This is a genomic window from Streptomyces sp. NPDC047085, assembly GCF_040643735.1.
GTDB lineage: Bacteria > Actinomycetota > Actinomycetes > Streptomycetales > Streptomycetaceae > Streptomyces.
Map to the genome: position 1 here is coordinate 1 of NZ_JBEYUW010000026.1, position 25,286 is coordinate 25,286.

The 25,286-nt window shown below is 73.2% G+C and carries 20 protein-coding genes; 14 read left to right on the top strand and 6 right to left on the bottom strand.

Features of this window, described 5'->3' with window-relative positions; all coding sequences use genetic code 11:
• Nucleotides 1–211: 211 nt before the first annotated feature.
• Entirely contained in the window at nucleotides 212–1,465 is a 1,254-nt protein-coding gene (locus ABZ865_RS41500) for an FAD-dependent oxidoreductase (protein ID WP_361242584.1), read from the bottom strand.
• Between the two features lie 202 nt (nucleotides 1,466–1,667).
• Between ABZ865_RS41500 and ABZ865_RS41505 the strand changes: the two genes are divergently transcribed.
• On the top strand, nucleotides 1,668–3,587 hold the full coding sequence (locus ABZ865_RS41505; RefSeq protein WP_361242587.1) for an HAD-IIIC family phosphatase: 1,920 nt from the start codon (nucleotides 1,668–1,670) through the stop codon (nucleotides 3,585–3,587).
• Between the two features lie 155 nt (nucleotides 3,588–3,742).
• On the opposite strand, the gene ABZ865_RS41510 is transcribed toward ABZ865_RS41505, so the two are convergent.
• On the bottom strand, nucleotides 3,743–4,183 hold the full coding sequence (locus ABZ865_RS41510) for an SRPBCC domain-containing protein (RefSeq protein WP_361242590.1): 441 nt from the start codon (nucleotides 4,181–4,183) through the stop codon (nucleotides 3,743–3,745).
• Between the two features lie 194 nt (nucleotides 4,184–4,377).
• Between ABZ865_RS41510 and ABZ865_RS41515 the strand changes: the two genes are divergently transcribed.
• The 13 genes from ABZ865_RS41515 to ABZ865_RS41575 all read left to right on the top strand — a co-directional run bounded on the left by ABZ865_RS41515 (nucleotide 4,378) and on the right by ABZ865_RS41575 (nucleotide 19,217).
• Nucleotides 4,378–6,168 (top strand): fatty acyl-AMP ligase, encoded by a 1,791-nt coding sequence (locus ABZ865_RS41515; protein WP_361242593.1) that lies wholly within the window; start codon nucleotides 4,378–4,380, stop codon nucleotides 6,166–6,168.
• 1 nt (nucleotide 6,169) lies between these two features.
• Complete coding sequence (locus tag ABZ865_RS41520) at nucleotides 6,170–7,987, top strand: acyl-CoA dehydrogenase family protein (protein WP_361242595.1); 1,818 nt, start codon at nucleotides 6,170–6,172, stop codon at nucleotides 7,985–7,987.
• Nucleotides 7,981–9,747 carry an acyl-CoA dehydrogenase gene (locus ABZ865_RS41525; protein ID WP_361242598.1) on the top strand — a complete coding sequence of 589 codons (1,767 nt, stop codon included), beginning with the start codon at nucleotides 7,981–7,983 and terminating at the stop codon, nucleotides 9,745–9,747. The genes ABZ865_RS41520 and ABZ865_RS41525 overlap by 7 nt, the downstream gene beginning before the upstream one ends.
• Nucleotides 9,748–9,809: 62 nt before the next feature.
• On the top strand, nucleotides 9,810–10,091 hold the full coding sequence (locus ABZ865_RS41530) for an acyl carrier protein (protein ID WP_100826307.1): 282 nt from the start codon (nucleotides 9,810–9,812) through the stop codon (nucleotides 10,089–10,091).
• Nucleotides 10,091–13,240, top strand: coding sequence for a beta-ketoacyl synthase N-terminal-like domain-containing protein (locus tag ABZ865_RS41535; protein WP_361242602.1), 3,150 nt, complete (start codon nucleotides 10,091–10,093; stop codon nucleotides 13,238–13,240). Before ABZ865_RS41530 ends, ABZ865_RS41535 begins: the two co-directional genes overlap by 1 nt.
• The gene (locus ABZ865_RS41540; RefSeq protein WP_361242605.1) at nucleotides 13,237–14,259 is read left to right on the top strand and encodes a 3-oxoacyl-ACP synthase III family protein; all 1,023 of its coding nucleotides are present in this window, start codon (nucleotides 13,237–13,239) and stop codon (nucleotides 14,257–14,259) included. Before ABZ865_RS41535 ends, ABZ865_RS41540 begins: the two co-directional genes overlap by 4 nt.
• Nucleotides 14,256–14,504, top strand: a complete 249-nt coding sequence (locus ABZ865_RS41545; RefSeq protein ID WP_361242608.1) for an acyl carrier protein — start codon at nucleotides 14,256–14,258, stop codon at nucleotides 14,502–14,504. Before ABZ865_RS41540 ends, ABZ865_RS41545 begins: the two co-directional genes overlap by 4 nt.
• A complete protein-coding gene (locus ABZ865_RS41550) occupies nucleotides 14,501–15,379 on the top strand; it encodes a 2-oxo acid dehydrogenase subunit E2 (RefSeq protein ID WP_361242611.1) in 879 nt (292 codons plus the stop codon). The genes ABZ865_RS41545 and ABZ865_RS41550 overlap by 4 nt, the downstream gene beginning before the upstream one ends.
• Nucleotides 15,270–16,169 carry a 4'-phosphopantetheinyl transferase superfamily protein gene (locus ABZ865_RS41555; RefSeq protein ID WP_361242614.1) on the top strand — a complete coding sequence of 300 codons (900 nt, stop codon included), beginning with the start codon at nucleotides 15,270–15,272 and terminating at the stop codon, nucleotides 16,167–16,169. The genes ABZ865_RS41550 and ABZ865_RS41555 overlap by 110 nt, the downstream gene beginning before the upstream one ends.
• 352 nt (nucleotides 16,170–16,521) lie before the next feature.
• Nucleotides 16,522–16,974: a DUF4260 family protein gene (locus ABZ865_RS41560; RefSeq protein ID WP_361242617.1), complete on the top strand. Its 453-nt coding sequence runs from the start codon at nucleotides 16,522–16,524 to the stop codon at nucleotides 16,972–16,974.
• 25 nt (nucleotides 16,975–16,999) lie between these two features.
• Entirely contained in the window at nucleotides 17,000–18,070 is a 1,071-nt protein-coding gene (locus tag ABZ865_RS41565) for an alpha/beta fold hydrolase (RefSeq protein WP_361242620.1), read from the top strand.
• Nucleotides 18,067–18,264 carry a hypothetical protein gene (locus ABZ865_RS41570; protein WP_361242623.1) on the top strand — a complete coding sequence of 66 codons (198 nt, stop codon included), beginning with the start codon at nucleotides 18,067–18,069 and terminating at the stop codon, nucleotides 18,262–18,264. Before ABZ865_RS41565 ends, ABZ865_RS41570 begins: the two co-directional genes overlap by 4 nt.
• Nucleotides 18,265–18,275: 11 nt before the next feature.
• Nucleotides 18,276–19,217 (top strand): alpha/beta hydrolase, encoded by a 942-nt coding sequence (locus ABZ865_RS41575; RefSeq protein WP_361242638.1) that lies wholly within the window; start codon nucleotides 18,276–18,278, stop codon nucleotides 19,215–19,217.
• Between the two features lie 671 nt (nucleotides 19,218–19,888).
• Here the strand turns inward: ABZ865_RS41575 and ABZ865_RS41580 are convergent.
• The 4 genes from ABZ865_RS41580 to ABZ865_RS41595 form a co-directional block, all read right to left on the bottom strand.
• Nucleotides 19,889–22,660: a BTAD domain-containing putative transcriptional regulator gene (locus ABZ865_RS41580; protein WP_361242626.1), complete on the bottom strand. Its 2,772-nt coding sequence runs from the start codon at nucleotides 22,658–22,660 to the stop codon at nucleotides 19,889–19,891.
• A gap of 6 nt (nucleotides 22,661–22,666) precedes the next feature.
• Nucleotides 22,667–23,662 carry an AfsA-related hotdog domain-containing protein gene (locus ABZ865_RS41585; RefSeq protein ID WP_361242629.1) on the bottom strand — a complete coding sequence of 332 codons (996 nt, stop codon included), beginning with the start codon at nucleotides 23,660–23,662 and terminating at the stop codon, nucleotides 22,667–22,669.
• A 146-nt stretch (nucleotides 23,663–23,808) separates the two neighbouring features.
• Entirely contained in the window at nucleotides 23,809–24,132 is a 324-nt protein-coding gene (gene fdxA, locus ABZ865_RS41590) for a ferredoxin (protein ID WP_361242632.1), read from the bottom strand.
• Complete coding sequence (locus ABZ865_RS41595; protein WP_361242635.1) at nucleotides 24,129–25,187, bottom strand: 2-oxoacid:ferredoxin oxidoreductase subunit beta; 1,059 nt, start codon at nucleotides 25,185–25,187, stop codon at nucleotides 24,129–24,131. The genes fdxA and ABZ865_RS41595 overlap by 4 nt, the downstream gene beginning before the upstream one ends.
• Between the last annotated feature and the right edge of the window lie 99 nt (nucleotides 25,188–25,286).

Here is a 25,286-nt window from a genome sequence, read left to right on the forward strand (position 1 = left end):
GGAGCTGCTGCTGGCGCTGCTGCACAGCCGGTACATGCGGGTCATCACCCACCCGGTGTTCACCATCCCGATGTTCATCGCGAGCCTCTACCGGTGGCGCCGCCTCTGTCGTGCGGGGTAGGGCCTGTCTTCCGGATCAGGCCGGCTCCGGCCGACCGAGCCTCCTGGCGGACCCGCGACCCCGGCAAGATCCGGAAGACAGGCCCTGTCGTCAGGCGTGGGAGGCCGTCCGCGCCTGCGGTCGTACGGCGTGCGGGCCGGGCTTCTGCAGCTGGAAGTAGGCGCCCGCCAGGACCCGCTGCTTGAGCGACTGGCTGCGGTCCGTCACCCGGTACAGGGTGCGCCGGAAGACGCCGCCGACACCGTGCAGCGCGAACAGGCGCTCCTGGCGCAGCTGCAGGCCCCGGGACTTGCTCACCGACTCCTCGCGGGAGCGCTGGAACTCCTCGGTCGCCCGGCTCAGCGAGGCCACCGAGCCGCCGCCCGCGAACGCCCGCTCCACCAGCGGCGCCAGCGTCACCGCGTCGATGATCGCGTGGTTGACGCCCTGGCCGAGGATCGGCGTGAGCGTGTGCGCCGAGTCGCCCATGAGCACCAGACCGGGGCAGGACCAGCGCGGCACCAGCGTGGTGAAGATGTCCAGCATGGACGTGTCCGACCAGGCGCGTATCTCCGCGCGCACGGCGTCCGACAGCTCGGGCGCGAGCCGGTCCAGCCGCTCGTACAGCGCGGGCAGCCCCTTGGCCCGCAGCTCCTTCAGGCCGCCCTTGGGGATGTTGAAGCCGACCCGGACGCTGTCGGGGTGGGTGGGGATGAAGAGCCCGTGCTGGTCGCCATGGATCCGGATCCGGTACGTACGGTCGTCCCACTCCTTCGGGAAGGGCAGCTTCAGCCACACCACGTCCCGCTCCAGCGGGATCTTGTTGTACGACAGCCCGGACATCTCCCGGACCTTGCTGAACCGTCCGTCGGCGGCCACCGTCAGCCGCGCGTTCACGGTGAGTTCCCCGTCCGGCGTCCGCGCCGTGACCCCGGTGACCGTGCCGGCGGAGTCGCGGACCAGGGCCGTCGCCGTCGCCCGGCGCACCAGCGTGAAGTGCCCCGGGTGCTCCTCGCCGAGGTCGGCGAGCGCCGACAGCAGCGCGGGCTGCGGCAGCTCCACCGGGTAGGGGTGCGGGTACGGGAAGCGGGTGAAGTCGGCGCTGAGCACCCTGCTGCCCGCGTCCACGATCTCCATGTGGTGCATCTGCTGGTAGGCGCCGTCCAGCCGGTCCAGGACCCCGAGCCGGTCCAGCAGCCACACCGAGTCGGGGGAGACCGACTCGCCGCGGAACGACCGGTCGAAGTGGCCGCTCTGCTCCAGGACCACCACGGACACCGAGCGCTTGGCGAGCTCCACGGCCAGCGTGAGGCCCGCCGGGCCCCCTCCGACCACGCACACCTGTGCGGTCAGCTCAGTTGTCATCGTCAACGCTGCCTTTCCGGAGGAGTCTTGAGCGTCATGGTCAGACGATGGTCCGCGCGCCGCCTAAAGGAGCCCTTGCGACGGCCTGTGACGCCGTGCGAAGACCCCCGCCACCAGGGCCGCAGCGGCCCCTAGTCCCCCTTTAGGGAACGGCGTGAAGCTTGCGGCCATCCGCCCGACCAGGCAGAGAGGCGACGAGGCCGTGACCACAGCAGCGACGACGAGCACAGAAGAACGCCAGGGGCCGCTGGACCGGCTGCGCGGCCTCCAGCGCGAGGGCAGGATCGCCGCCGAGTATCCGTCCGTACCCGCACTGCTGGCCGAGATCGCCCAGGGCGAGACCGCGTTCGCCGACCTGGCCCGCGCGGGCCGGCTGCTCGCCAAGCAGCAGGCGAAGGACATCACCGCCCTGCACGAGGGAGTGCGGCCCGCCGCCGTGGCCGTCGCCGGACACGGCATCGTCGACACCCTGGTGCCCTCCCTCACGGCCGAACTCGCCCGGCACGGCATCCCGTTGACCGCAACCGTCGGCGACTACGACTCCTGGCAACGCGACCTCCAGGACACCGGCAGCGACCTGTACGCCCCCGGCACCGAGCTGGCGCTGTGCCTGCTCGACGGCCAGCAGATCTTCGACGAACTCCCGCTGCCCTTCACCGCCGAGGACGTCTCCCGGGGCCTGACCGCCAAGCTGGAGCTCATCGACCGGCTGGCCGCCCAGTACGGTGAGCACGGCCCCGGCACGCTGGTGCTGAACACCCTGCCGCTGCTGAGCAGCCACACCCGGCAGCTGGTCGACCACCGCTCCCGCGCGGAACTGGCGGCCGCCTGGTACGAGTTCAACGCGGGTCTGCTGCGGCTCATGGCCCGCCACGCCCGGCTGCACGTGGTCGACCTCGCCCCGCTCGTCGCCGAGACCGGCCCGGTGCGTGACACCCGGCTCGCCGCCTACGCCAAGGTCCACCTCGGCGAGGACCTCCTCGCCCGGTACGCCCGCGAGGTGGCCCACCTGCTGCGCTCCCTGCGCGGCCAGGCCAAGAAGGTCCTGGTCGTGGACCTCGACAACACCCTGTGGGACGGCATCCTCGGCGACGACGGCGCCGACGGCATCGCCGCCGCCACCACCTACCGCGGCGAGGCCTTCGGACGCTTCCAGCGCACCGTCAAGCAGATCGGCTCCCAGGGCGTCCTGCTCGCCGTCAGCAGCAAGAACGACCAGGAGCCGGTCCTCGCCGTGCTGCGCGACCACCCCGACATGGTGCTGCGCGAGGCCGACTTCGTCCGCGTCAACGCCAACTGGCAGCCCAAGGACGGCAACCTCCGCGACATCGCGGCCAAGCTCAACCTCGGCATCGACAGCTTCGTCTTCGCCGACGACTCGCCCTTCGAGTGCGGGCTGGTCGCCTCCTCACTGCCCCAGGTGGCCGTCGTACGCCTCGACGAGGAGCCCGCGCTGCACGTCGAGCGGCTGCTCGCCGACGGCTGGTTCGACGTGCGGGAGCTGACCGCCGAGGACCGCCGGCGCGCCGGACAGTACCGCTCCGAGGCCGGCCGGCAGGAGCTGCTGGAGAACACCGGTTCGATGGAGGAGTACCTGGCCGCGCTCGACGTACGCCTTGAGGTGTCGACCGTGCGCGATCTCGAACTGGCCCGGGTCGCCCAGATCACCCTGCGCACCAACCAGTTCAACCTCACCACCGAACGCCTCCAGCAGGCCGACGTACGGGCCCGCATCGATGACCCCGCCCACCTGGTGCTCGCGGTGCGCAGCCGGGACCGCTTCGGGGACAACGGGGTGGTCGGCGCCCTGTTCGCCCGCCGCGAGGGCGATGTGCTGACCATCGACAACATGCTGCTGAGCTGCCGGGTCTTCGCCCGCGGCATCGAGCAGGGCACCGTCGCCACCCTCCTGCGGCACGCGCGGGACACCGGCGTCACCGAGGTCCGGGCCGCCTACCGGCCCACCGCCAAGAACCACAAGGTCCGCGACTTCTACCCCTCGCTCGGCTTCCGCGTCACGGAGGAGACCCCCGAGGGCGCCCTGCGCTTCACGCACGACCTGGCCGACCTGCCCGAGGTCCCCGGCCACCTCACCCTGACCTTCGAACCCGCCCAGGCCTGAAGCGGGCGGTCCCTCCCGGACCCTCCCGGATCCTTCCGGACCCTCCCGGCCTCCCAGACCCTGCCGGATCCTTTCGAAGACCAGCCTGCCGTCGGCTCTCCATCCCCCAGGAGCCGGCGGCAGGCTCCTCCTTTTCCCGCCGGAGGACGCCACGGTCAGGCCGCGGCGAGGGTCTCCACGCGCTCCTTCAGCGCCTCGTTCAGGCGCTGGAAGCCGACGTCGCTCTGCGTGATGACCGAGCGGGTGAACGGGACCAGCACCCCGGTGAACGTCTCCATCTGCACCAGATGGGTGCCCCCGTCGACGGGCGTCAGCTCGAAGCTGTGCAGGCCGTCGAAGATGCCCTTGACGCCGAACCGGCCCCGCCAGCGCAGCACCCGGTGCGGCTCGCTCGTCAGCACGGTCGGCTTGAACACCATCTCCGTGCCGCTGTCCGGCAGCCGGAAGCGCAGGGACAGTCTCGTGCCCGGCTGCGGCCGCCCGGTCGCCTCCACGAGGAACGGATTCCACTCGTGGAAGCGGTCGAAGTCCGTCAGGACGGCCCACACCTGCTCCGGACGTGCCTGGATGTGGATGTCGCACGAGATACGGCGCACTGACCCGCGCTCCTTTCGAGAACCCCCACGAGCCTTCCCCGGGCGGCCGATCTCCACGCTACCTGCTCAAATCCGCGCGCCGCAGCGTGACTTGGACCCGCACAAGCGTCCCCTTAGCCGCCCGGCGCAGCATGACTCGTGTCCGATTCCCCGCCGGTGCCCGCCGGCGCTCGCGGAAAGGCCAGGAAACGACCTTGACACGCTTTCGAACCTTTACGGAACTGGTTCTGGCGCGCGCGGGCGCGCTCGGTACCGAGGACGCCTTCATCTTCCTGCCGGACGACACGAGCGGCGCGACGCCCCGCCACCTGACGTACGAGCAGCTGGACGCGGACGCCCGGCGCATCGGCGCCTGGCTCCAGGAGCGCGGCGCGGCCGGCGGCCAGGTGCTGCTGCTCTACCCGTCGGGCCTGGAGTTCATCAAGGCGTTCGTCGGCTGCCTCTACGCAGGCGCGGTCGCCGTGCCCGCCCCGCTGCCGACCGAACAGGGCAGGCAGTTCGCCCGGGTCACCGGCATCCTGCGCGACGCCGAGGCCCGCGCCGTGCTCACCGACTCCGACAACGCCCCCGAGATCTCCGCCTGGCTCGCCGCCGAGTCCATGTCGGACGTGCACTGCCTGGCCACCGACGGCCCCGCCTTCGCGGACGCCTCGGCCTGGCGGGAGCCGGACCTCAGCCCGGACAACCTGGCCTTCCTCCAGTACACGTCCGGGTCGACGTCCGACCCCAAGGGCGTGATGGTCTCCCACTTCAACCTGCTGGCGAACGAGGCGGCCATCCAGCGCTCGGTCGGCTCCGACACCACCTCCCGCTACGGCGGCTGGCTGCCCTTCTACCACGACATGGGCCTGATCGGGCACATCCTGCAGCCCCTCTACCTGGGCGGCGCCGGTGTGCTCATGGCCCCGGTGTCCTTCCTCAAGCGCCCCTACCGCTGGCTGAAGATGATCGGCGACTACGGCGTCACCATCGGCGGCGGCCCCAACTTCGCCTACGACCTGTGCCTGCGCCGGGTCACCGACGAGCAGCTCGAGACGCTCGACCTGTCCTCCTGGAAGGCCGCGTGCAACGGCGCCGAGCCGATCCGGGCCGAGACGGTCCGCGCGTTCAGCGAGCGCTTCGCCCCCGCCGGCTTCCGCCCCGAGGCGTTCTTCCCCTGCTACGGCATGGCCGAGACCACGCTCCTGGTCTCCGGCACCCAGCGCGGCACCCGCCCCGTGGTCCTCGGCGTCGACGCCGAGGCCCTGGAGCGCGGCGAGCTGGCCGACCCGCGCGAGGACGCGCCGTCGCGCACCCTGGTCAGCAGCGGCATCGTCCGCGAGCAGGACTTCGACGTGCGCATCGTCGACCCGGAGTCGTTCCGCGAGCAGCCCGAGGGTCACGTCGGCGAGATCTGGGCCAAGGGCGACAGCGTCGCCTCCGGCTACTGGAAGCGCCCGCTGACCAACAAGGAGATCTTCGACGCCGCCATCGTCGACGCCGACGGCACGCCCGACGCGGGCGGCTGGCTGCGCACCGGCGACCTCGGGGTGTTCGAGGACGGCCAGCTCTACGTCACCGGCCGCCTCAAGGAACTGATCATCTTCGCCGGCCGCAACCTCTACCCGCAGGACATCGAGCGGGCCGTGCAGTCCACCGACAAGGCGTTCGGCATCGGCTCCGGCGCGGTGTTCGCCGTGGAGAGCGACCGGGAGCACCTCATCGTCGTCCAGGAGGTGCGGGCCAGCGCCGTCACCACCGACCTGCGCACCCTCGCCACCGGCGTCCAGGCCCTGATCGGGCGGGAGTTCAACATCCCGGCCGGCAACGTGCTGCTGGTGCGCCCCGGCACCATACGCAAGACCACCAGCGGCAAGATCCAGCGCACCCTGATGCGCCAGCTGTTCCTCAAGGGCGAGATCACCCCGCTGTACGAGGTGCTGGAGCCCGCCGTCCGCGAGATGGTCGCGGACGCCACCGACCGTCCTCTGGAACCGGTGGTCTGACATGGAGCATGCGCCGTACCGACTGGCCGGCGAGTTCGACGGCTTCCTCGGGGACCCCGCCGACCCGAGCAACGCGTTCTCGTACGCACACTGCATGGAGCTGGACGAGAAGGAGGAGTTCCCCTCCGGAATCTGCCACCGCATGGAGGAGTGGGGACTCGCCGACTACTACGTGCCCGTCCAGCACGGCGGGCGGCTGCGCGACTACGAGCAGCTGCTCCAGCTGATCCGCACGGTGGCCCGGCGCGACCTGACCGTGGCCATCGGCCACGGCAAGACCTACCTCGGCGGGGTCTGCGTGTGGATCGCCGGCACGGCGGAGCAGGCCGAGCGGCTCGGCGCGGACATCCGCGCCGGGGTGCCGGTCTCGCTCGGCCTGACCGAACGCGCCCACGGCAGCGACCTGCTCGCCGGCGAGGTGCGGGTGGGCGACGGCACCGAGGCCGAGGGCGGCTGGCTGGTCAGCGGGGAGAAGTGGCTGATCAACAACGCGACCCGGGGCTCCCTGCTGTCCCTGCTCACCCGCACCGACCCGGCGGGCGGCCCCCGCGGGTTCAGCGTGCTGCTCGTCGACAAGCGCGAACTGGACGAGCACACCTACCGCCACCTGCCCAAGATCCCCACCCACGGCATCCGCGGCGCCGACATCTCCGGCATCGCCTTCGAGGGCGCCCGGGTGTCCCGCGAGGCGCTGGTCGGCGCCGAGGGCGCCGGCATCGAGACCGTCATCAAGGCGCTCCAGCTCACCCGCACCATGTGTGCCGCGCTGTCCCTGGGCGCCGGCGACCACGGGCTGCGCATCGGCCTGGACTTCGCCGAGGAGCGCGAGCTGTACGGCCGTAAGCTGATCGACCTGCCGCAGGCCCGCAGGCTGCTCACCGCGGGCGCCGCCGACGTCCTGCTGCACGAGGCGGTCGCCCTGGTCGCCTGCCGTGCCGTGCAGAGCCAGACCGCCGAGATGAGCGTCACCGCGGCGGTCACCAAGTACCTGCTGCCGACCGGCACCGAGGAGGTGCTGACCGGCCTGACCCGGATCCTGGGCGCCCGCGCCTTCCTCAAGGGCGTGTACGCCGACGGCCGCTTCCAGAAGCTGGAGCGCGACCACCGGATCGTCGGACTGTTCGACGGCAACACCCTGGTCAACCTCAACTCCCTGGTCAACCAGTTCCGTTCGCTGGCCCGTGGCTGGCGGCGCGGCACCGGTGACGTCCAGGGCGCGGCCGTCGCCTGCGACCTGAGCGCCGAGCTGCCGCCGCTGGACCCGTCCCGGCTGTCACTGGTCGCCCGCACCGGCAGCGGCGTGCTCGCCGCGCTGCCCGCCGGGGTGGAGGAACTCGACCGGCTGGCCGAACGCGACCCGGCGCTCGCGCCGGCCGCGGTGGCCGCGCACCGGCTGCTGGACGTCACCGCCGCCGTTCACGAGGAGATGGCCGGCTACCCGCCCGTCATGACGGACGTGCCGCCGCAGGCCTTCGAGACCGCCCGCCACTACACCCTCTGCTGGGCCGGGGCGGCCTGCCTCGGCCTGTGGCTCGGCACCTCCGGGCACGCCGCCCAGGGCGCCACCGCGGGCCTGTGGCGGGACGGGCTGTGGCTGCGGGCCGCGCTGGACCGGGTGCTCAGCCGGCTCGGCGAGCGGCCGGACGGCCCCGAGGCCCCCGGCGACCGGACCGAGATCCACGAAGCGCTGCTCGCCGAACTGCGCGCGGCGCGCCACGGCGGCCGGCTGTTCTCGCTGCTGCCGCAGCCGGGCCCCGCGGGACCCGGCCCCGAGACCGCCGGTGCCACCGCCGGTGAGAGTGAGAGGACGTCATGCTGATCGACGCGGCCCCGCAGGGGGCGCCCGGAACCCACGAGGAGCGCGGACAGGAGGGACGGGTCGCGGACCGCGTCGCCGAACTCGAGCACCTGCTCGGCGACCCGACCGACGAGACGAACGAGGTCTCCTACACCCGGCTCCTCCAGGACGACGAGGCCGGGGTGATCTCCCCGGCCGGGGAGCGGGTCCTGGACGAGGCCGTGCTCAACGCCGACTTCGTGCCGCGCCGCGAGGGCGGACGCCTGGAGCGCATCGACACCCTGGTGCGCGCGATGCGGCCGGTGTTCCGCCGCGACGTCACCCTCGGCCTCGGCTACGGCGTCACGTCGTTCATGGCCGGCGTCAACGTGTGGACCGAGGGCGACGCCGAGCAGCGGGCCCGGCTCGCCCGGATCCTCCTCGACGGCGGCAAGGTCTCGGTGGCCTACCACGAGCTCGCCCACGGCAACGACTTCGTCCGCAACGAGTTCGAGGCCCGCCCGCACCTCGACGGCGGCTTCCTGCTGCGCGGCGAGAAGCAGGTCATCAACAACGCCGACCGTGCCGCCGCCTGGGTGCTGTTCAGCCGCACCAACCCCGCCCCGGGCAGCCGCAGCCACTCCGTGCTCTTCGCCGAGCGCGCCGGCCTCGACACCGGCACCTACCGGGTCCTGCCCCGGTACGACACCGTCGGCGTGCGCGGCTGCCACCTGTCCGGACTCCACTTCGACGACACCCCGGTGCCCGCCTCCGCGCTGGTCGGCGAGACCGGCAAGGGCGTCGAACTCGCGCTGCGCGCCTTCCAGATCACCCGCAGCGCGGTGCCCGGCATGGCGCTCGGCGCCACCGACACCAGCCTGCGCACCGTCGTACGGTTCGCGCTCGGCCGGCAGCTGTACCGCAAGTCCGTGATGGACATCCCGCACGCCAAGGCGACCCTGTCGGCCGCCTTCCTCGACCTGCTGATCTGCGACAGCCTCTCGCTGGCCGCGACCCGGGCCGTGCACCTGCTGCCCGACGAGACCAGCGTGTACGCGGCCGCCACCAAGTACCTGGTGCCCAAGCTGCTCACCGAGGCCATGCACGAGCTGTCCATCGTGCTGGGCGCCCGGTTCTACGTCCGCGAGGGCGAGTACGGGATCTTCCAGAAGCACATCCGCGACCTGCCGGTGCTCAGCCTCGGCCACGCCGGCTCGGCCGCCTGCCAGGCCACGATCATCCCCCAGCTGCCCCGGCTCGCCCGGCGCGCCTGGTTCACCGGGGACCCGGCCCCCGCGAGCCTGTTCCGGCTCCGCGAGGACCTGCCGGAGATCCCGTTCGGGGAGCTGACCCTGGCCAGCGGGAAGGACGGGCTGAGCGCCTCGCTCGTCGCCGCCATCGACGAACTGCCCAGCTCCTCGCCCGAGGAGCGGGCCGTGCACGGCATCGCCCTGAAGATGATGGACGAGCTGCGCCAGCTCCAGGAGGCGGGCTCCAGCCTGGCTCCCGAGGACCGCACCGCGCTCGCCAGCCCCGCGACCTTCGCCCTCGCCGACCGCTACACGGTGCTGCTCGCCGCGGCCTCCGTGATCGGCGTGTGGCAGCAGGCCCGCGGCGGCGACGACACGTTCCTCGCCGACCCGGCCTGGGCGGCGGCCGCCCTGCACCGCCTGGCGCGCCGCCTCGGCCAGACCCCGCCCGACCTGCCGGCGCCCGTCGAAGGCCGGGTGCACGAAGAGGTGCTGCGCCGCTTCCACGACCGTACGAGCTACGACCTGTACGACACACCGCTCGCGGGGTGACGGACCAGCGCTGCGCGCCCGCCCCCTCGTCTCGCCCGACCGACCCTCGCCAGGAGCACACCATGCCTCTTCCGACCACCGGACACACCGCCGAGTCGCTCACCACGTGGCTGGCCGAGCGCATCGCTCTCTACCTCAAGCGGCAGCCCGCCGAGATCGACCCGACCGTCCCGCTGGCCGAGTACGGCCTCGACTCGGTCGCGGCGTTCAGCCTGTGCGGCGACATCGAGGAGGACTTCGACTTCATCCTCGAGCCGACCGCCGCCTGGGACTACCCGACCGTGCAGGCGCTCGCGGACCACCTGCTCAAGGAGTTCGCGGCCGCGGAAGGCGGCAGTGCCTGATGGAACCGATCGCCATCGTCGGCATCGACTGCAGATTCCCGGGGGCGCCCGACACGGGCGCCTACTGGGACCTGCTGATGCGCTCAGCGGACGGCGTGGGGAAGGTGCCCGAACAGCGCTGGAACGCGGCGGACTTCCACTCCGCCACCGGCGCCGAGGGGCACTCCAACACCCTCGAGGGCGGGTTCATCAGCGACCCCGACGCATTCGACAACGAGTTCTTCACCATCTCGCCGCGCGAGGCGGCCGCCATGGACCCCCAGCAGCGGCTGCTGCTGCAGTGCTCCTGGCGGGCCGTCGAGGACGCCGGCCTGTCCCCGCAGAAGCTGTCCGGAACCTCCACCGGCGTCTTCATCGGCATCATGGGCAACGAGTGGGCGCAGCTGCACCTGACCGACTACGCCAGGGTCACCGCCCAGGTCGGCTCCGGCAACGGCTACTGCATGACCGCGAACCGGGTGTCGTACCACATGGACCTCAAGGGGCCGAGCCTCGCCGTGGACACGGCCTGCTCGTCCTCGCTGGTCGCGGTGCACCTCGCGGCGAACGCGCTGCTCTCCGGTGAGTGCGACACCGCCCTCGCCGGCGGCGTCAACGTCGCCGTCACCCCCGCCCTTTCCATCTTCTACACCCAGGCCGGCCTGTCCGCGCCCGACGGCCGCTGCAAGCCGTTCAGCGCGGACGCCGACGGCATCGGCCGCGGCGAGGGCGTCGGCGTCGTCGTACTGCGCCGGCTCAAGGACGCGCTCGCCGACGGGCAGCGGGTGTACGCGGTGATCCGCGGCACCGCCGTCAACCAGGACGGCCGCAGCAACGGCCTGACCGCGCCCAACCGCTGGGCCCAGCAGGACGTCCTCGCCGCCGCCTACCGGCGGGCCGGCGTGGAGCCCTCCGAGGTGGTGTTCACCGAGGCGCACGGCACCGGCACGGCGCTCGGCGACATGATGGAGGTGCGGGCGCTCGGCCACCACCACGCCGACCGCACCGGCAAGCCGCTGGCGGTCGGCTCGGTCAAGGGCAACATCGGCCACACCGAGGGCGCGGCCGGCATCGCCGGGCTCATCAAGGTCGCCCTGTCCCTGCACAACCGGGTCGTGCCCGCCAGCCGGTTCGCCACCAAGGAGAACCCGGGCCTGAAGCTCAAGGAGCACGGCATCCGGCTGCTCAAGGCACCGCTGAGGCTGCCCTCCGCGCCGGTGCTCGCCGGGCTCAGCAGCTTCGGCATGGGCGGCACCAACGCCCACGCCGTCCTGGAGAGCGCCCCACCCGCGGCCGCCCGGCCCGCCCCGGCCGGGGCCGAGTCCGACGGCGGCATCGGCTGCGGTGTGTTCACCGTCAGCGCGCCCGGCGCCCAGGCGCTGCGCCGCAACCTCGCCGCACAGGCCGCGGCGGTCGGCTCCCGGCGCGTGTCCGCCCAGGCGCTGAGCTGGTCCAGCAACCAGGTCAAGACCGGCCACCGCTACCGGTTCGCCGTCCCGGCCGCCGACACCGCCGAACTCGCCGCCCGGCTGCGGGAGGCGGCCGACGACCCGGACCTGCTCGCCCGGCTCACCGCGTCGCCCGCCGGACGGCCCCGCACCGCCTTCCTGTTCACCGGACAGGGGTCGCAGTACCCCGGCATGACCGCCGGCCTGTACCGCGACTCGGCGCTGTACCAGGGCTTCTTCGACGAGGCCGACCAGGCCCTGCTGCCGTACACCGGACGGTCCATACGTGATCTCGTCCTCGGCGGGGACGAGGACGTGCACCTCACCCGGTGGACCCAGCCCGCCCTGTTCGCCGTCGGCTACGCCCTCGGCCGCACCCTCGTCGAACTCGGCATCGAGCCGCAGCTGCTGCTCGGCCACAGCGTCGGCGAGTACGCGGCGGCGACCCTCGCCGGGGCGCTCACCCTGGACGGCGCGGCCCGGCTGATCGCCACCCGCGGCGAGCTGATGCAGGAACTCCCCGAGGGCGGCGGCATGCTGTCCGTGCGCGCGTCCCTCGACGAGGTGCGGCCGCTCGTCGCCGACGAGCCCCTGGTCGGTGTCGCGGCGGTCAACGGGCCCCAGGCCACCGTGCTCTCCGGCGACCTCGGTGTCCTCGGCGAGATCGAGGAGGAACTCACCGAACGCGGGCTCACCACCCGCCGGCTGACCGTCTCGCACGCCTTCCACTCCCCGCTGATGCGGCCGATGCTGGAACGATTCGCCCTGGTCGCCTCCGAAGTGGGCGGCGGGGTGCCCGAGATACCCGTCTACTCGACCGTGCGCGGCCGCGTCCTCGACGGGGAGGCGATGGACGCCGCCTACTGGATCGAGCACATCGGCGCGACCGTGCTGTTCCAGGACGCGACGGAGGCACTGCTCGACGCCGCCCCCACGCACCTGGTGGAGATCGGCCCCCAGCCCGTGCTGTCCGGCATGGTGCGCCGACTCGGCCGCCGCGCCGTGCCCGCGTCCGCCGCCCATGTGGTGCCGGTGCGTGACGGCGAGGACGGCGGCCGGGAGCTGGCCGACGCGGTGGCGGAGCGCCTCGGCCGGCGCGCCGAGCCCGCGTCCCCCGCCCATGTGCTGCCGGTGCGCGGCCCCGAGGCCGGCGGCCGGGACCTGGCCGACGCGGTCGCGGAGCTGTACCGGGGCGGGGCCGAACCGCGCTGGACCGCGGCCTACCCCGCCGCCGAGCGGGTCCCGCAGCCGCTCGTGCCGTACGTCTTCTCGGACGAGCACCGCTACTGGGCCGGCCGGATCCCGTCGGCCTCCGGACCCCAGGACTCCACCGTCCCGGCCCCCGTCCTCGCCCCCGCCGCGCCCGCCGCCCCGTCCGGCGCCGCGGCCGACGTCGCCGTCCTCGAATCCCGCCGGGGCACCACCCCCGGCGACCCGCTCGCGGACACCGTGATCGAGGTGATCGCCGCGGTCGGCGGCTACGAGAGCGGCGAGGTCAACCCCGACCAGCGGCTGTACGAGGACCTCGGGTTCGACTCGGTGATGATCATGGAGCTGAAGAACCGGCTCGACGAACGTGTCACCGGGATCGCCCACATCACCGTCCAGGACCTGCTGCCCCGGCTGAACACGGTGGCCGACCTGACCGGCTTCCTGCAGGAGTCCGGCGTCACCGTCTCCGCCCGCACCGCCCCCATCTCCCAGGAAGAGAGGACGGCATGAGTACGACCACCACACACATCGCCTCGGTCGGCACCTCGCTGCCCGGCGACCCGGTCGACAACGGTGCCCTCGCGAAGGTGCTGGGCGTCAACGAGGAGTGGATCGAGGTCTTCATCGGCACCAGGACCCGGCACTTCGCCCGCGACCTCGGCACCGGCACCATCCGCTGGTCGCTCGCCGACCTGTGCGCCCAGGCCGCCGAGCGGGCGCTCGCCGCGCCCGGGGTCGACGCCTCGGACGTCGAGTTCATCGTGCTCGGCTCCGCCACCCCCGACACGCTGATGCCCGCGACCGTCAACCAGGTCGCCGACCAGCTCGGCCTCGACCAGGTCCCCACCTTCCAGCTCCAGTCCGGCTGCGCCGGCGCCATCCAGGCGCTCGCCGTCGGCCAGTCCCTGATCGCCTCCGGCCAGTACCGCAGCGGGCTCGTCATCGGCGGCGACGTGTGCAGCAAGCACCTCGACCTCCAGCGCGACCTGTCCGGCGCCGCACCCAGCGACCTGGTCAACTTCGTGCTCTTCGGCGACGGTGCGGGGGCCGCCGTCCTGTCCGGCGAACCCGTGGGCGAGCGCGTCGCCATGCGCCACGTCCTCAACCGGTTCACCGGCCTCGGACGCAAGGCCGGCCAGGTCATCGAGTGGTTCGGGCTGGCCGACCGGTACGACGACCGGCAGGCCCTCACCGAGGACTACAAGGCCATCGAGGAGCGCGTGCCCGTCATGGCCGTCGAGATCCTGTGGGAACTCCTCGGCGAGCTCGAGTGGGAGGCCGATGACCTCGACTTCCTGCTCCCGCCCCAGCTGTCCGGCCGGATGACCCGGCGCATCACCGAGGAGCTCGGCGTGCCCACCGCCGAGGAGATCTCCTGCGTCGCCGACACCGGCAACAACGGAAACGCCCTGCCCTTCCTGCAGATCGAGAAGCTGCTCGGACGGATGGACGCCGGCCACAAGGCGCTCGCCGTCGCCGTCGAGTCCAGCAAGTGGATCAAAGCCGGTTTCGCCCTGGAGAAGATATGAGCGACAGCCCGACGGCCGTGCTGAGCGTGGACGACTTCATCGCCCTCGTCCGTGACGAGATCGGCCTGGACATCGAACCGGAGCAGATCGCCGTCGACTTCGACGAACTGCCCGACTGGGACTCGCTGTACCTGCTCAAGCTGGTCACGGCCCTGGAACTGGCCACCGGCCGCAAGGTCTCGGTCGGCAAGGTGCTGGAGGCCCGCAGTCTCAAGGCGATCCACGACGTGGCGGTCGGGCCGTGACCGGCTCCCACACGGTCGTCGAACGCCGTCGCCGGCACACCCTCTACTTCCTGGAGTGGTCGGCGAGCCAGCGCCCGGTGCACCTGGACACCGACGTCGACATGACGCGGGTCCAGGAGCACCGGGCCGCGGCCCGCGCCCGGGGCGAGCGGTACTCGGTCGTCACGTACCTGCTCCACGCGGCCGGCCGCGCCCTCGCCCGGCACCCGGAGGCCAACGCCGTGATGGCGCCCGGCTGGCCCGGCCTGCTGCGCGCACCGCGGATCGTCCGGTACGACAGCGTCACCGCCAAGCTCGCCCTGGACCGGCCGGTCGAGGGCGAACGGACCGTGCTGTCCGCGCTGGTGCCGCGGCTGGAGACCGCGTCCCTGCGGGAGATCCAGGACCGGGTCGACCGCTACCGCGGCGAAGAAGCCGCCCAGTTACCGGAGTTCAAGGGGGTCAGGGCCCTCGGAGGGCTTCCGGTGCTGCTCGGCCGGCTCGGCTTCGCGGCCGCGCTGCGCGATCCGCGCAAACGGCCGGGCGTGTTCGGCACGGTATCGGTGAGCTCGCTCGGTCACTCCACCGTCGACGGTTTCCACTCGGCCGGCGGCACCGCCGTCACCCTGTGCGCGGGCCGCATCGCCGAGCGTGCCGTCGTCCGCGACGGAGCCGTCAGGGCGGCGCCCGTCATGCGGCTCGGTCTCACGTTCGACCATCGGGTCATCGACGGCGCGGCCGCGGCCGAGCTGCTCACCGACCTCCGACACACCATGGAAGCCTGCGATGACGCCTCCTGGGAGGAACACCACGACCCCGCAGACCCCGGGCAGGACCCTCGGGGAGCCGATCGCGATCACGGGACCCGGCGGGGACTGGAGCCGAGTACACGCTGACCTGGACCGGCACGCGAGCGCGGTCCTCTACGCCCGGGTGGACGACTGGCGTCCCGAACGGGCGGGAGGGCCGCGGCTGCGTGCCCTCCTGGGCCGCGACTGGGGCCGCTTCCTGGAACTCACCCACCCGGACGTGCGGACCCGCTTCGCCTCGTCCCGGATCCTGCTCAAGTTCGCCGCCGCGAAAGTCCTCGACGTGCCGCCGCGGACGGTCGAACTCGGGTACGCCGGCAGCGGCCGGCCCTACCTGCGCGGTTACGACGGTGTGCACATCAGCCTCAGCCACACCGACGAACTGCTGCTGGTCGGGCTGGCCACCGGCGGCGTGATCGGCGTCGACGCCGAACGCAGCGACCGCAAGCTGTACGGGCCGGGCCTCGGCCGGCACATGTGCACCCCGCACGAGGTGGCCGAGATCGAGGCGCTGCCCGACGACCGGCGCGACCCGGCGCTGGTCAGGCTGTGGACGCTGAAGGAGGCCTACAGCAAGGCGATCGGGCTCGGCATGCAGTTCCGCTTCACCGACTTCGGGTTCCGCTCCGACGGCACCCCGACGGAGCTGCTGCGCCCCGACGGCACTCCCGGCACCACCGGCGAGTGGACCTTCGGCACGTACGGCATCGACGTCGGAGAGAGCTACACCGTCAGCGTGGCGGTGGGCGACGCCGGTTTCGGCACCACCGCCGAGACCGCCGCCGGCACCGCCCTCGACATCAGCATCATGGACGCGCTCTCCGAGGTCCTCGGCAGCGACGAAGGGGGGGACGACGGGTCGGACGACTGGTGGTGAGGGTTGCGGGACGGCCGTTCACCGACCGGTGGTGAGGGTTGCGGGGCGGTTGTCCGCCGACGGGTGGTCAGGGTCGCGGGACGGCCGTTGACTGACGAGTGGTCAAGGTCGGGGGACGGCCGTTGACCGACGAGTGGTGAGGTTGTGGGACGGCCGTTCGCCGACCAGTGGTCAGGGTCGGGGGGCGGCCGTCCGCTCGTACAAGTGACGCACTAGCGCGAGGCGGGTTCGTACAAGTGCCGCACTAGCAAGGGCCGGGACACTGGCCGAAAGCCACCACCTCACCGGGGCTGCGGGCACCGCAGCGGCCCCCGACGCGGGCGCGCGCCGCGCCCACGGAGAGGAGAAGCCAATGCAGGCCGTGCTCCGGGCAGTCGGGCCCGGCACCGATCAACCCCGACCCGCCGCCGCCCGCCCGGCCGTGCCCCCGCCGGCCGACCGCTGGACCTGGCGCACCCCCGCCGGCCGGGCCCTGAGCGCCGCCACCGCGGTCGCCGCGCTCGGCACCGGAATCGCCCTCGGCGGCGCCGTCACCTGGACCTTCTGGGCCTCGCTCGTCGCACCCGACCTGGTGTTCCTGCGCCCCTCGAAGCTGCCTCCGACGGCCCCGGGCATCCTGCCCCCGGACAACGTCGACCTCTACAACCGGCTGCACGACCCGCGCGTCGCCGCCGCCCTGCTGGCCGGCGGGGTGCTGACCGGCTCCCGCCAGGTGCTGCTGGCCGGGCTCGGCTGGACCGTGCACATCGCCGCCGACCGGGCGTTCGGCTACGGCACGCGCCGCCCCGACGGCGCCATCCACTGACGGCAACGAACGGGACGGGTACGTGATGAACCACCTCGAAGAACTCAAGGAATTCGCCCGGCTGCACGCCCGCGGCCAGGGCATGACCGCCGACCACACCGCCGAGGTGCTGGGCCGGATCACCAACGACACCCCGGGCGACCCCGACTCCTGGGCCGCCGTCTGGACCGCCGAGGGCCGCGCCGCGGCCGACCGCGGCGACCTCCTGGACGCCTGCCGCCACTACGCCCTCGCCCGCTTCCCCTACCCCGCCGACGAGGACCGCCGGCACGCCCAGCGGCTCGGCGTCTCCACGTTCGACGCCTGGCGCGGCGGCCGGAGCGGCATCGAACGGCTCGAGTTCACCCACCCCGACGGCTCCAGCTACGCCTGCTGGGCCGCCGGGCTCGACCGGGACAAGCCGCTGCTGATCGTCTCCGGCGGCATCGTCAGCGTGAAGGAACAGTGGGCGCCGCTGCTGCCGCTGCTGCGCAAGCTGGGCTTCGCCGCCGTCGTCACCGAGCTGCCCGGAGTCGGCGAGAACACCGCCCCCTACCGCCCCGACTCCTGGCACACCCTCAGCGCGCTGCTGGACCGGCTCGCCACCCGCGCGGACGTCAGCAACACCTCGATGCTCGCGCTCAGCTTCAGCGGCCACCTGGCCCTGCGCGCGGCCGCCGAGGACCCGCGCATCCGGCGCGTGCTCACCGTCGGCGCGCCGGTCGCCGACTTCTTCGAGGACGAGGCCTGGTGGCCGCGCGTCCCCCGGATCACCGTCGACACCCTGACCCGGCTGACCGGCAGCGCCGACGAGACGGAACTGCGCGCGCTGCTGCCGGAGTTCGCCCTCGGCCAGAAGCTGCTCGCCGGCATCCGCATCCCCGTGCGGTACGTCGCCAGCGCCCGGGACGAGATCATCCCCGCCCGGGACCAGGCCCTGCTGCGGCGCGCGCTGCCCGACGTACGGTTCAAGCTATTCGACGACGTCCACGGCTCGCCCGCCCACCTCGGGGCGATGCGCCGCTGGCTGTTCGCCAGCCTGCTGCACCTCAGGTTCACCAGCCGGGGCGCCTCCCGGCCGCACACCTCGACTCCCCTCAGCCGGAGGCCGTCATGAGCGACACGTCCGTGTTCCGGAAAGGCACCGCAGCCGTGCGACCGTGGCAGTCCCTCGCCTCGCTCGGCATCACCGAGAGCGACCTGACGACCGTGCACCACCTGTCCGTGGTCGCGTTCCCGCGCCCGTCCGCCGACCCGGGCACGAGCCACCACCGCGCGCCCCGCATCCACCGCAAGCACAAGGGGGCCTGAACCTCGTGACCATGCCGATCCGGCTCCGCCACCGCACGGTGCACGGCTACCGGCGGGCCTTCCGCATGGCGGGCAAGGGCCGGGCCATCCTGCTGATCCACGGCATCGGGGACTCCTCCGACACCTGGCGCGACGTCATGCCGGGCCTCGCCCGCAGCTACCGGGTCATCGCCCCCGACCTGCTCGGCCACGGCGCCTCCGACAAGCCCCGCGCCGACTACTCCCTGCCGGCGTACGCCAACGGCATGCGGGACCTGCTCGGAGTCCTCGGCATCGAGCGGGTCACCCTGGTCGGGCACTCGCTGGGCGGGGCGGTGGCGATGCAGTTCGCGTACCAGTTCCCGGAGCGCTGCGAGCGGCTGGTGCTGGTCGCCACCGGCGGCATCAGCCGCCAGGTCACCCCGCTGCTGCGGGCGGCCACCCTGCCGGGCGCCGAACTGCTGCTGAGCGCGTTGCGGCTGCCCACGATGGGCTGGCATCTGGGCGCGCTGGTCAAGGCGCTGCAACTCTTCGACACCGGGCTCGGCGTGGACGCCGTGGACCTGCTGCGGGTGGTCGACGCGCTGCCCGACGCGACCGCGCGCAGCGCGTTCATCCGCACACTGCGTGCCGTCGTCGACTGGCACGGCCAGGTCGGCACCATGCTGGACCGCTGCTATCTGGCCCAGGGCATGCCGACGATGCTGGTCTGGGGCGGCCGCGACCAGGTGATCCCGGCCACCCACGCGGGCCTCGGGCACGTGGCGATGCCCGGCAGCCGGCTGGAGATCTTCGAGGACGCGGGCCACTTCCCGTTCCGCAGCGACCCGCAGCGCTTCGAGGCGGTCCTGCGGGACTTCATGGCCACGACGGAACCGGCCGCCTACAGTCCCGAACAGTGGCGCCGCCTCCTGCGCACCCGCACCCCCAGCCCCCCGGCCACGCAGACCCTCCGCCCCGCGAAGTCCGCCTAGGCCCCTCGGGCGCCGGGCTGACATCCCGCCCGCGTCCGAGGGCCCACCCCCGAGCCTTCCTTCCCGCCCGGCTGCCCGGGTGGCGCCCACCGGGGATGCCGGGTTCCGCTCGGATGGCGCTCACCGGGGATGCCCGATCTCGCCTGGCTGCCGCCTGCCCGGGGATGTCTGGTCCCGCCTGGCTGCCGTGCACCGGGGATGCCGGGTTCCGTCCGGATGGCGCTCACCGGGGATGCCCGATCTCGCCTGGCTGCCGCCTGCCCGGGAGGCTCGGACCCGCCCGGCTGCCGTTGGGGATGCCGGGTTCCGCCCGGCTGCCGCCCGCCCGGGGATGCCCGATCTCGCCTGGCTGCCGCCTGCCCGGGAGGCTCGGACCCGCCCGGCTGCCGTTCACCGGGGTTGCCCGGGCCTGCCCTGGCTGGGCGCCGTGCTCGCCGTGGGCCCCTGGGACTCGCGCCGGCCCGCTCGCCGTCGGTGTCCGAGGCCGGCCGGGCGCCGCTCGCCGTCGTTCGCCCGTGCCGCCGTGCCGCCGTGCCGCCGTGCCGCCGTGCCGCCGTGCCGCCGTGCCGCCGGGTCGGCCGGGGTGCCGCTTGTCGGGATTCCGGGTTCGCTGTCCGCCGCGGTGCCGCTTGGTCTGCCCTGTCGTGCCCGTCCGTCGAGGGGCGGGAAGGTCAGCGGGGGAGGTCCGGGGCGCGGTGCGGGAGGGGGAACAGCCAGACGCCGGGCCGGACTTCCAGCGGGCCGGAGGAGAGGGACCGGCCGGTGGACGGGTCCGGCTCCGCGGGGAGCGTGGCCGTGCGGCGGGCCGCGTACTCGCGCCAGCGTTCGTCGCCCGCGCGCAGCGCCGCGGACTCGCAGGCCGCCAGCCTCCCCAGCGCTTCCTGCAGGCGGCCCTCCCGCTGCGCGACGAGGGCCAGGCCGCGCTCCGCGTCCGCCTCACCCCGGGCGTCACCCTCCATGCGGGCGGCCGACAGCGCGCGGGCGTAGCCGCGCTCGGCCCGGGCGACGCGCCCCTGCCCGAGCAGGACGTCCGCCTCGCCGGTCAGGCAACGGCCCGCGCCGACCCGGTCCCCGGCGCCGGTGAACAGCTGCCACGCGAGCCGGTAGTTGCCGATCGCCGCCGACGGATGGTGCCGCTGCCAGGCCAGATCGCCCAGCGAACGCAGGAGCACGGCCTCCGCGAGCGGGTCACCGGCCTCGCGGGCCGCGTCGAGGGCGAGTTCGTGGCTCTCCTCCCACTCGTCCCACAGTGCGTTCGCCTCGTAGTACCCCGCCGTCGCGGACGCCAGCGCGCAGCACAGCTGCCACAGCCGTGCCCGGTGCGCCTGACGCACCGTCTCCAGCAGACCGGCCGACTCCTCCTGGAACCAGCGCAGCGGTGCCCGGGCGACCAGCGGGTCGGGGTCCGCCCCGGCCGACGGCCCGGAGCCGTGCACCAGGAGGTCGCGGCCCGGGGCGAGCAGCGCGTCGCCCTGCCGGGCGAGGGTGAGGTACGCGCGGCACAGCCGTTCGGTCGCGGCCGGCACCTGCTGGGGCGACTCCTCGGCCAGCACGTCCAGCGCGAGCCCGCGCAGCAGCGAGTGGAAGCCGTAGCGGACCAGGGTCAGCCGGTCCGTCCGTCTGCTGACCTCCAGCAGCCGGGCGTGCACCAGCTCCTCCAGGTGGCGCTCGGCCTCCGGCGGGTCCGTCGCCAGCAGCGCGGCGGCCGCCCACAGCGCGAAGTCGGGCAGCGGGGCGAGCCCCAGGATGCGGAAGGCGTGCCGGTTCTCCTCGCCCACGTCCCGGTACGCGGCCAGCAGGCTGCTCCGTACGTCGAGATCCCCGAGCCTGAGCGTCTCCAGCCGGCCGCGCTCGTCGGCGAGCCGCTCCACGAGGCCCCCGGCCGTCCAGTGCGGCCGGGCCGCGAGGCCCGCCGCGGCCACCCGCAGCGCGAGCGGCAGATGGCCGCACAGCCGCGCGATCTCGGCCGCCGCCGCCGGGTCCCTGCGCATCGCGGGGCCCCCGCACTCCAGCAGCAGCCGCTCGGCGTCCGCGGGGCTCAGCACGTCCAGGACGAGATGCTGTACGCCCTCCAGCGCCCCCAGCGCGTGCCGGCTGGTCAGGATGACGGTGTTGTCGGACAGCACGGACAGCACCGGCCGTACCTGGGCCTCGGAGACCGCGTCGTCCAGGACGAACAGCATCTTGCGACCCTGGGTACGGCCGTGCAGCAGGTCCGCCAGTTCGGGACCGGCCTCGGGCAGCCGGGGCCCCGCTCCCGCCGACGCCGGCAGCGCGCCCAGCCTGCGCAGCAGCGCCGCCATGACAGCCTCGGCGGGCAGGGCCCGGCCGCCCGCGTCCCGCAGGGTCAGCAGGATCCGGGCGTCGGGGAAGAGGGAGGCCGCGCCGTGCGCCAGCCGGACCGCGAACGCGGTCTTGCCGGCCCCCGGCCTGCCGGACACGGCGAGCACGCGGCTGGGGCTGGGGCTGGGGCCGGGTCTGCCGCCGCCACCGACACTGCCACTGCCACCGCCATCGCCGCTGACACTGCCGACCGGACCGTGCCCGGACAGGAAGCGTTCGCCGACGTCCAGTTCGGACGCGCGCCCGGTGAAGTCGGACACCACGGCGGGCAGCCGCACCACGGGCCCGGCCGGCTCGGCGGGCCGCGCGGACCCCTTCGGCGCCAGGCCGGGGGCCTCGGCCAAGTCCGGCCGCCAGGCGAGCGCCGGGTCCGAGGCGAGAATCCGCTCCTGCAACCGGCTCAGCACCGGAGCCGGCTCCACCCCCAGCTCGTCGACGAGCGCGCGCCGCGCCCGCCGGTACACCTCCAGGGCCTCGTGCTGTCGGCCCGACCGGTACAGGGCGAGCATCAGATGGCCGTGCAACGACTCGCGCAGCGGCTGCTCCCGGGTCAGCGCCATCAGCTCGCCCACCAGTTCGAGATGGCGTCCCAGGTGCAGATCCGCCGCGATGCGCTGTTCCAGCACCTCCGCGCGCAGTTCGTCGAGCCTGATCGCCGAGGTCTGGAGGGTGGGTCCGTGCGGAATGCCGGACAGCGCGGGGCCCGTCCACAGCTCCAGGGCCCCGTTCAGCCGCCGGGACGCCTCCTCGTACTCCCGCCGGGCGTACGCGGCGCGCCCCGCCTCGCGCAGCGCCTCGAACACCGTGAGGTCGAGGTCGTCGGGGCTGACGCGCAGCAGGTAGCCGGGCGCCCGGGTCAGCAGCGGCTGCTGCCCGTCCGGCTCGCCCTCCAGCAGCACCTTGCGCACCTGGGAGACGTACACCTGAAGGGTGGTGGTGGCCGTGCGCGGCGGCTCGGCCGCCCACAGCTCGTCGATCAGGGTATGGGTGGCGACCACCTTGTTGGTGTGCATCAGCAGGGTGGCCAGTACCGCGCGCGGCTTCGCGGCGGACGGGGTGTGCGGCAAAACCCGTACGGGTCCCAGCACTCGGAATCGCATGACGGCCTAGCAGTCCTGAAGCACGGACACCGATACGTCGGCCACCTCGCGCTCCCCCTGGAGGAACGCGAGCCGCAGCTCCGCGCGCGGCCGCCCGGCCGCGTCCCGCGCCGCACCCGTCTGCCCGCCGTCCGCCCCCGCGCCACGCACGGTGCAGAACAGCGGCAGCCCCGGCTCGGCGAAGCCGCGGAACGAGGCCCCCCAGCGGGTGAGCAGGGTACGGCCCGGCGCGAAGCCGTGCAGCTCGGCGGCGGCGATCAGGGCGGCCTGCCGCGAGGCCTCCAGGAACAGGATCGCCGGGAGCTCGTCCGGCTCGCCCGGCAGCACCTCACGGGCCGCGGCCGCGTTCACCGGGAACAGCAGGGCCTCGTCGCCGTCCTCGACCGGCAGCCCCACCAGCACGTGCCGCCCGTCCCGGTGCCCCACCCGCGCCGGCTCGGGCATGCCGGGCGAGTCGACGTCCCCGAGGCCCCGGGCGAGGCTCTCCTCGCTCTGCCGCCGGCCCGTCTCACGGTGGCCGCGGTAGATCCCGGGCGTCAGGAAGACCAGCCGCGCGTCCGCCGACCCGCAGCGCCGCCCGTCGATCGACACGGCCGCCTTGCAGGTCAGGCCGCGGGGCACCCCGAGGACCACGTCGGTCGGGGTGAGGGAGAGTTCGAGCGCGATCTGCGACACCTGCCCGGTGCGCCGCCACGGGGCGACGTCCGTGATCTCCGTGCCGGCGGCCGCGACCACGGTCAGCCGCTTCTCGGGCACGCGGAAGTAGCGCCGGGCCGCGAACATCGCCGCCTGCCGCAGCGCCTCGACGGGGACCAGCAGGTCGTGGTGGGACGCGGAGGTCGCGCCGAACAGCACGTGCTCGTCGGCGAGTTCCGCCGCGAACACGAAGTGCTGGCGCGAGGGCGCACCCGCGTCGAGGAGAAACGTCTCCGGGTTGTCCGGCTTGTGCACCAGGTGGAACGGCCCGAGAAATGACGACGAGGGTGCGGGAAGGGTGTCCATGGGGAGTCCTCTGCGGTGGTTTCCGGGCCGTTCCTCGAACGGCCCGGCGCACGGTGCGCATTGGGGTGGGGGGCCGGATCCTCTACGGTCCCGACCACTGTGCCGCACCCCGCTGAAGGATCAGGGAAGAGCCGCTGAAGGGGCCCTCACCCCGCGCTCCGCACGGGCTCGCGCTCCACCACGGGGTGGTCGGTCTCGTAGGCGCCGGCCGAGCTGGCTCCGCCGGGCGACGGGTCGGCCGTGAAGAACTCGCGGTCCACGGAGGTGTACTGCGCGAACTCGTCCGGCACCGTGTCTTCGTAGAAGATCGCCTCGACCGGGCAGACGGGCTCACAGGCGCCGCAGTCCACGCATTCGTCGGGGTTGATGTACATCTTGCGCGGACCCTCGTAGATGCAGTCGACGGGGCATTCGTCGATGCAGGCCTTGTCCTTGAGGTCGACACAGGGTTGGGCGATCACGTACGTCATGAGGAACTCCCCACGGTCCAGGTGTCGTTGCCGGCGAGCAGACGGGCGAGCTCGCCCTTGCCGTGCAGTTCGATGGCGGTTTCGAGCTGTGCGGCCATCTGCGTGTCGTAGACGGCCCGTTCGACGTCGCGGAAGACGCCGATGGGGGTGTGGTGCAGGGTCTGCGGGTCGGCCAGCCGGGAGAGGGCGAAGGCGGTGGCGGGCGACGCGGAGTGCGCGTCGTGCACCAGCACGTCGGCCTCGTTCTCCGGGGTGACGGCGACGACCCGCAGCTCGCCGGTGTGCCGGTCGCGTACGACGCCCTTGGACCGGTCGGTGCCGAAGCGGATCGGCTGCCCGTGTTCGAGCCGGATGACGGCTTCCTGGGCCTGCTGCTTGTCCTTGAGGGCGTCGTAGGCGCCGTCGTTGAAGATGTTGCAGTTCTGGTAGATCTCGATCAGGGCGGTGCCGGGGTGGTCGGCGGCCTGGCGGAGGACCTCGGTGAGGTGTTTGCGGTCGGAGTCGATGGTGCGGGCGACGAAGGAGGCCTCCGCGCCGAGCGCCAGGGACACCGGGTTGAACGGGGCGTCCAGCGACCCCATCGGGGTCGACTTGGTGATCTTGCCGACCTCGGAGGTGGGGGAGTACTGGCCCTTGGTGAGGCCGTAGATCCGGTTGTTGAAGAGCAGGATCTTGAGGTTGACGTTGCGGCGCAGGGCGTGGATGAGGTGGTTGCCGCCGATGGACAGGGCGTCGCCGTCCCCGGTGACGACCCAGACGCTCAGGTCGCGGCGGGAGGAGGCGAGGCCGGTGGCGATGGCGGGGGCGCGGCCGTGGATGGAGTGCATCCCGTAGGTGTTCATGTAGTACGGGAAACGGGAGGAGCAGCCGATGCCGGAGACGAAGACGATGTTCTCCCTGGCCAGGCCCAGTTCGGGCATGAAGCCCTGGACGGCGGCGAGGATCGCGTAGTCACCGCAGCCCGGGCACCAGCGCACCTCCTGGTCGGACTTGAAGTCCCGTGCGGCCAGGGAGACTTCGCTCCTCGGTATCAGGGACAGGGCCTCAGTGGGCATGGAGGGCCTCCTTGAGCGCGGCGGCGAGCTGTTCCGCCTTGAACGGCATGCCGTTGACCTGGTTGTGCGAGTGGGCGTCGACCAGGTACCTCGCCCGGA

Excerpts from the sequence above, each read along its gene's own strand:
- ABZ865_RS41500 (WP_361242584.1), bottom strand. The coding sequence starts at position 1,465 with ATGACAACTGAGCTGACCGCACAGGTGTGCGTGGTCGGAGGGGGCCCG.
- ABZ865_RS41520 (WP_361242595.1), top strand. The coding sequence starts at position 6,170 with ATGGAGCATGCGCCGTACCGACTGGCCGGCGAGTTCGACGGCTTCCTC.
- ABZ865_RS41525 (WP_361242598.1), top strand. The coding sequence starts at position 7,981 with ATGCTGATCGACGCGGCCCCGCAGGGGGCGCCCGGAACCCACGAGGAG.
- ABZ865_RS41530 (WP_100826307.1), top strand. The coding sequence starts at position 9,810 with ATGCCTCTTCCGACCACCGGACACACCGCCGAGTCGCTCACCACGTGG.
- ABZ865_RS41535 (WP_361242602.1), top strand. The coding sequence starts at position 10,091 with ATGGAACCGATCGCCATCGTCGGCATCGACTGCAGATTCCCGGGGGCG.
- ABZ865_RS41540 (WP_361242605.1), top strand. The coding sequence starts at position 13,237 with ATGAGTACGACCACCACACACATCGCCTCGGTCGGCACCTCGCTGCCC.
- ABZ865_RS41545 (WP_361242608.1), top strand. The coding sequence starts at position 14,256 with ATGAGCGACAGCCCGACGGCCGTGCTGAGCGTGGACGACTTCATCGCC.
- ABZ865_RS41555 (WP_361242614.1), top strand. The coding sequence starts at position 15,270 with ATGACGCCTCCTGGGAGGAACACCACGACCCCGCAGACCCCGGGCAGG.
- ABZ865_RS41560 (WP_361242617.1), top strand. The coding sequence starts at position 16,522 with ATGCAGGCCGTGCTCCGGGCAGTCGGGCCCGGCACCGATCAACCCCGA.
- ABZ865_RS41565 (WP_361242620.1), top strand. The coding sequence starts at position 17,000 with ATGAACCACCTCGAAGAACTCAAGGAATTCGCCCGGCTGCACGCCCGC.
- ABZ865_RS41570 (WP_361242623.1), top strand. The coding sequence starts at position 18,067 with ATGAGCGACACGTCCGTGTTCCGGAAAGGCACCGCAGCCGTGCGACCG.
- ABZ865_RS41575 (WP_361242638.1), top strand. The coding sequence starts at position 18,276 with ATGCCGATCCGGCTCCGCCACCGCACGGTGCACGGCTACCGGCGGGCC.
- ABZ865_RS41580 (WP_361242626.1), bottom strand. The coding sequence starts at position 22,660 with ATGCGATTCCGAGTGCTGGGACCCGTACGGGTTTTGCCGCACACCCCG.
- ABZ865_RS41585 (WP_361242629.1), bottom strand. The coding sequence starts at position 23,662 with ATGGACACCCTTCCCGCACCCTCGTCGTCATTTCTCGGGCCGTTCCAC.
- fdxA (WP_361242632.1), bottom strand. The coding sequence starts at position 24,132 with ATGACGTACGTGATCGCCCAACCCTGTGTCGACCTCAAGGACAAGGCC.
- ABZ865_RS41595 (WP_361242635.1), bottom strand. The coding sequence starts at position 25,187 with ATGCCCACTGAGGCCCTGTCCCTGATACCGAGGAGCGAAGTCTCCCTG.